This is a genomic window from Candidatus Seribacter sulfatis (genome assembly GCF_964187635.1).
Classification (GTDB): Bacteria; Verrucomicrobiota; Verrucomicrobiia; order Opitutales; family Seribacteraceae; genus Seribacter; species Seribacter sulfatis.
In genome coordinates this window covers 1-5,361 of record NZ_CAXLMO010000027.1, presented here as the reverse complement: position 1 = coordinate 5,361, position 5,361 = coordinate 1, and the positions used below count along the sequence as shown (strand labels likewise).

The 5,361-nt window shown below is 43.1% G+C and carries 5 protein-coding genes; 4 read left to right on the top strand and 1 reads right to left on the bottom strand.

Annotation, left to right across the window (positions count from 1 at the left end; translation table 11 throughout):
- The 3 genes from ACKPQ5_RS03625 to ACKPQ5_RS03615 form a co-directional block, all read left to right on the top strand.
- Window positions 1-615, top strand: a 615-nt coding sequence (locus tag ACKPQ5_RS03625) for an outer membrane protein assembly factor BamB family protein (protein ID WP_407677733.1), incomplete at its 5' end; no start/stop codon positions are given.
- Window positions 616-768: 153 nt separating this feature from the next.
- Entirely contained in the window at window positions 769-2,172 is a 1,404-nt protein-coding gene (locus ACKPQ5_RS03620; protein WP_407677732.1) for a Gfo/Idh/MocA family protein, read from the top strand.
- 371 nt (window positions 2,173-2,543) lie between these two features.
- Window positions 2,544-3,350, top strand: a complete 807-nt coding sequence (locus tag ACKPQ5_RS03615) for a glycoside hydrolase family 16 protein (RefSeq protein ID WP_407677731.1) — start codon at window positions 2,544-2,546, stop codon at window positions 3,348-3,350.
- Between the two features lie 52 nt (window positions 3,351-3,402).
- Here the strand turns inward: ACKPQ5_RS03615 and ACKPQ5_RS03610 are convergent, their stop codons facing one another.
- On the bottom strand, window positions 3,403-4,710 hold the full coding sequence (locus ACKPQ5_RS03610; RefSeq protein ID WP_407677730.1) for a DNA cytosine methyltransferase: 1,308 nt from the start codon (window positions 4,708-4,710) through the stop codon (window positions 3,403-3,405).
- A gap of 166 nt (window positions 4,711-4,876) precedes the next feature.
- Between ACKPQ5_RS03610 and ACKPQ5_RS03605 the strand changes: the two genes are divergently transcribed.
- Window positions 4,877-5,361: DUF3500 domain-containing protein (locus ACKPQ5_RS03605; RefSeq protein WP_407677729.1), on the top strand; the 485-nt coding region annotated here is incomplete at its 3' end.

Sequence of the window (5,361 nt, the reverse complement as noted above, 5' to 3'; positions counted from 1 at the left end):
GGCTGGTCCACACCAATTGTAATCACCGTCCAAGGCAAAAAACAAGTGGTGTTAAATGGAGAATTTGGCGTAAAGGGATACTCGATTCAAGACGGAAAAGAATTATGGTTTTGTGAAAGCTTCAATGGTCGCGGCTCCCCGGTTCCTTTTTATGATGGAGAACTCCTCTTTGTTATAAACGGGAAACCCGGTGATTTATATGCAGTCGATCCAACGGGGAAAGGAAACATAACGAAAACACATATGAAATGGCATGCCCGCAGAAATGGTGGACGGGATTTACCTTCTCCTGCGTCCGTTCAAGGATTAATATTCGCAACCAGTATGAGTGGTATTATTACTTGCTACGATTCTAAGTCAGGAGAAATTTACTGGGTGGATCGCTTACAGGGAGCATTTTCTGGCTCACCCTTGGTTACCTCTGAACATTACTTTATACAAAATGAAATGGGGATCACTTATGTGGTGAAGCCAAGTAAAAAGAAATTGATAATAGAATCTGAAAATGCAATAGCCGATAACACAAGCGAGGTATTCAGAGCCACGCTTAGTCCGATCGGAAAAAAACTTTTTACTCGTTCACTGACGAAATTATACTGTATAGCGGGACAATAAATTCCGATTACGGGAATGACTAAGCATGACCGTCGGTATTGAATCCGATAAAAATATTTTCCGTTTATTTCTCGGCGAAAAAAACGCTCGCACAAGTTCATCAGTCAGTTCTAACTAACTGGAAGTATCATTTGAACAACTAACCTGAAAATCATGAATAACCAAGAAATCCTATCCTCTCTCTCCCGAAGAAAATTTGTGAGTAACACCGGCCGTATGGCCACCGTTGGAGCACTTGCCGGCTTAACCCTTCCGACGGTTCATGGAAAAAGCGGAGAAGAAACAAAGCTTGCTCTGGTTGGCTGTGGCGGTCGTGGAACTGGAGCCGCCAGCAATGCTCTCTCAGTATCTCAGGCATTTGGACCCAGAAAACTTTTTGCGATGGCGGATATTTTCCAATACCGACTCGATCAGAGTTACAACGGGCTATCCAAAAAACATAAAGAGCTCGTCGATGTATCTCCAGACAGAAAGTTTATAGGTTTTGACGGATACCAAAAAGCAATGGATGTACTCGATCCCGGCGATATCGTTATTTTTACAACTCCGTGTGCATTTCGTTGGGTACATTATCAATACGCGATCAAGAGAGGTTTAAATGTATTTATGGAAAAACCGGTCACTCCGGATGGTCCCTCTTCACGCAAAATTTTAGAACTGAATGAGGAAGCAAAAAAAATTAATCTGAAAGTCGGTGTCGGCTTAATGTGCAGACACAGTCAGGCACGGAAAGAACTTAAGGATAGGATAGACAATGGCGAACTGGGGGAACTTCTTTATTTAAAAGCGGTGCGTATGCAAGGAAGACTTATTGGTTGGGACAAAAGAAAACAGGAAACTCCGGATAAAGACAAAACGGACTTAATGTACCAAATTAAGAACTTCCATGGATTTCTTTGGTTAAGCGGTGGAGTGTACAGCGACTTTAATATTCATAACATAGATGAATGTTGCTGGATGAAAGGCATGTGGCCGGTCAAGGCACAGGCCATGGGAGGCAGGCATTACCGCGGAGATGAAATAGATCAAAACCTTGATTCCTATTCAGTGGAATATACCTTTCCGGACGAGACAAAACTTTACTTCCAAGGTAGGAGTATGAACAAATGCTATCAGGAATTTGCCAGCCATGCCAATGGCACAAAGGGCTATGCCCTGATCTCAGGTCCAGGAGGTCATCGCTCACAAGCCCGTATCCATAAAGGTCAAGGCCCTGACAGTGATTTGGCTTGGATGTTTGGACAAAACGGTGGAGGTCGCCCAGAACGGGAAACTAACCCCTACCAAGACGAATGGGAATACTTGATGGATGCCATTAAAAACGATAAGCCCCATAATGAAGTCGAGCGCGGGGTCAAGGCAAGTGTGGTAACCTCAATGGGTCGAATGGCTGCTCATGTAGGGAATGAAGTAACTTATGACCAAATGTTAAACTGCAGCCACGACTTTGCACCAGGTGTGGAAAACCTTACCATGGACTCTGAATCTCCTTTGCTTGCGAATGCCGATGGGTCTTATCCTATTCCACAACCCGGCATGAAAAAGACCGAATACTGAGCGTAAACCCATTTGCTCACAAATCAAAACCAAGGCGGTGAATAACTTTCTTAATAAAATGTGCGCAACTTAAACCTCTGTAGCTCAAGCTATTAAACTAAACTTCAACTACTCCCAAACAATAAAAGCTCAATCGCAGTTGACGAAGAGAATTCCTTATTTCTAAAGTTAAGTTGTCCAAGGGAGTTTTGGGGTAGGCTTTCTTGGTTTTTAGGCCCGTTCTTGGCAACAAGGACGGGCCGCTTTTTTTTAGAAATCAATCGCTAAAAATTCGCCTATGGTTACTAAATTCTATGTCAGATAGTACAGAAATAGTATGGTTTATCAACTTTTGGTATTGTAATGACAGGGAATGATATCAATTTATAAATATGAAGCTTTTATTAATTATAACCTTTTCGATTCTTTATTCACTGGCCTCATTTTCCTACGGAAAATCCAGACAAAAATTAGTCTGGGCAGACGAATTTAACGGAGATTCCCTAGACTATTCAAAATGGGGCGTTGAGGAAAATGCCTATGGTGGTGGTAATAACGAACAACAAATTTATCGATGGGATAAGAAAAACCTTCGGGTAGAAAATGGAAATCTCGTCATAGAGGCTCACAAAGACAATCCCAATGTGGCTGGAACCACTCGCCCCTACTCTTCTGCTCGAATCAGAAGTAAACATAGAGGGGACTGGAAATACTGCCGCGTGGATGTACGGGCAAAATTGCCGATTGGAAAAGGTATGTGGCCTGCTATTTGGATGCTTCCGACTGATGAAAAGTATGGCGGTTGGGCCTCAAGTGGAGAAATTGATATTATGGAACTCGTTGGTCACGAACCTTCCACTTATCATGGAACACTTCATTACGGAGGTGGGTGGCCCAAAAACCAACATGCTGGTAAGGAATTCAAACTTGCCAAAGGCACATTTGCGGATGAATTTCACATTTTCTCGATTTTTTGGGAGAAAGGAAAAATCATTTGGGGGATTGATGGAAAGCCATGGCAAACTCAGGAAAAATGGCATTCGGAAAAGGGTACCTTTCCCGCTCCCTTCGATCAGCGGTTTCATCTTTTGATCAACCTTGCTGTTGGAGGACGCTGGCCCGGTAACCCGGACACTAAAACAAAGTTTCCTGCAAAAATGCTGGTCGACTATGTCCGAGTATATCAGAATGAAAAATAATTATTATGCATGCGAGAAGAAACGATACCAGTGCTTTACAGGATAAGCTTCTTTAAAGCTGTTCCTCTAGCGCGATCAAATGTTTGACTAACTGTGCCATGCCCAAGGGCGGAATTGACTCCCCGATTACCTCACGGATGAGCTTTATTGAAAAGTTGTCACTTTCCTTCATTCTCCCATAACGGATTCCCTCAAATGAAAACTTTTTGTTCCACAGCGCATGATCCAAAGTGGATAAAATAAGAATTTCCCGAAGAGAAAGTACACGGTTCTGATCGGGGTGGCCTTTCATATCACTCGAAATCACCCCGCTGTTCATAGTTAATGTACTGGCCGGACTATCCCACCTCATTCTGCGATAGCTGGTTCGAAAGCCCTTGATGAGCCTCGCTTTCCCCTTATTTAGAAGGACTGGTCGAGGTAAAGTATGACCACATTTTTCACAGGCAACCGATTCCTCCTGTTCGTTATTATGCTTACATTGAATGCAGCTGAGATTATCGAAAGCACTTTTCCCCTCCGGGGTGTGTTTCATCCAGAAATACTGATTTTCATTCCAACGCGGAATACAATGGTATGGATCTTTAGAATCCTGAAGCAAACCGAGTGAATCTAATTGGGGCAGCCGACCAATCGCATCACTTAAACTGACAGGAGCATGGCCGTTTTTCTCCCCATGTGTGGCGACTGGGTGAAACGGGCTTATTTGTTTGGAAAATACATCCCCAACCGGAGGGCAAGACTCTAAGACCTCCGGAATACGACAACCGATGGTGATTAATCGTTCCCGATGATGGGGCACTCCATAGGAAGAAAAATTCAAAACATTAGACCTTATCGAATATCCCAAAGGGGTTAAACGCCTGGATAAACAAGCTAGAATATTTTCAGGTTTATCATGCTCGTTACGGATAATTGTATTTTGCATCCTTCGAACATTTTCGAGGATAAACCAATCGGGTTGCAGCTTTTCGAGGACTGAAATACCAGGCAATATCAGTCGATTCCTTTCATCCTCTCTGGGTCGGACACCCGAGCGAATTGAAGATGATATTCTCCCTGCCCCATTCGCTGACATACCCTGGCAGGGTGGAGAAAGAGTAATCAGCCAAGGTCTTTTTCCATTCAATTCTTTGTTAAAGAAATTGATGTACTCCTGCTGTAACTCCCATATATCACCTTCAAAAACCTCAGTCGCAGGAAAATTCTTTCTAATTAACTGTGCTCGGGATGGAAGGATTTCAGCCGCAGCTAAAACTGGTATTGCACACCCCCACTCTACTCCAACATCTCCCACTCCTCCTCCAGAAAAGAGGGATCCTGAAACTCGAACAGAGCGGGTGGTTCGGAAAGTATTCATGCCAATATTTTAGCTATCTTAAACCATCATCTTGGTCAACGAACCACTCTGTAAGGAATGAAAAAAATCACTCCCATACAATAGAACTTCCTATATTATGTTTACCCAAACCACATATTTTGAATGGACATTGAACAAACAGTGGCCCAATTCTATTTATTTACACATGAAACGATTTATTCCTATTTTATTATGCCTGTCTCTTGGGGGACAGATTTTTGCTCACGACCCGGCGACCGAAATGACAACGGCCGCTCACAATTTCCTTAATTCTTTGGAAGAAGGGCAAAAAAAGAAAGCACATTTCCCCTTCTCTGATAATGAGAGAGAAAACTGGCATTTCTTTCCGGGAAGTTTTGTAAAACCGAACGGACGAATGGGATTATCCGTAAAAGAGATGTCTTCTCCTCAGAGAACCTTAGCACAGACTCTTCTTTCTTCCGCCCTGAGCCATCGTGGACAGATTGAAGCATCTACCGTTATTCTCCTCGAACAAATTCTCTATGAAAATGAAGGACGGGAAATGAGAAACCCAGACCTTTATCATTATGCAATCTTTGGTCAGCCAAATAAAGCCGGCACCTGGGGGTGGCGCTTTGAAGGACACCATTTATCGCTTAATTTCTCCTTGGTGAATGGTAGGATTTTTTC

Bases quoted from the DNA above. Each gene is read 5' to 3' on its own strand.
- ACKPQ5_RS03620 (WP_407677732.1), top strand. From the start codon at position 769: ATGAATAACCAAGAAATCCTATCCTCTCTCTCCCGAAGAAAATTTGTG.
- ACKPQ5_RS03610 (WP_407677730.1), bottom strand. From the start codon at position 4,710: ATGAATACTTTCCGAACCACCCGCTCTGTTCGAGTTTCAGGATCCCTC.
- ACKPQ5_RS03615 (WP_407677731.1), top strand. From the start codon at position 2,544: ATGAAGCTTTTATTAATTATAACCTTTTCGATTCTTTATTCACTGGCC.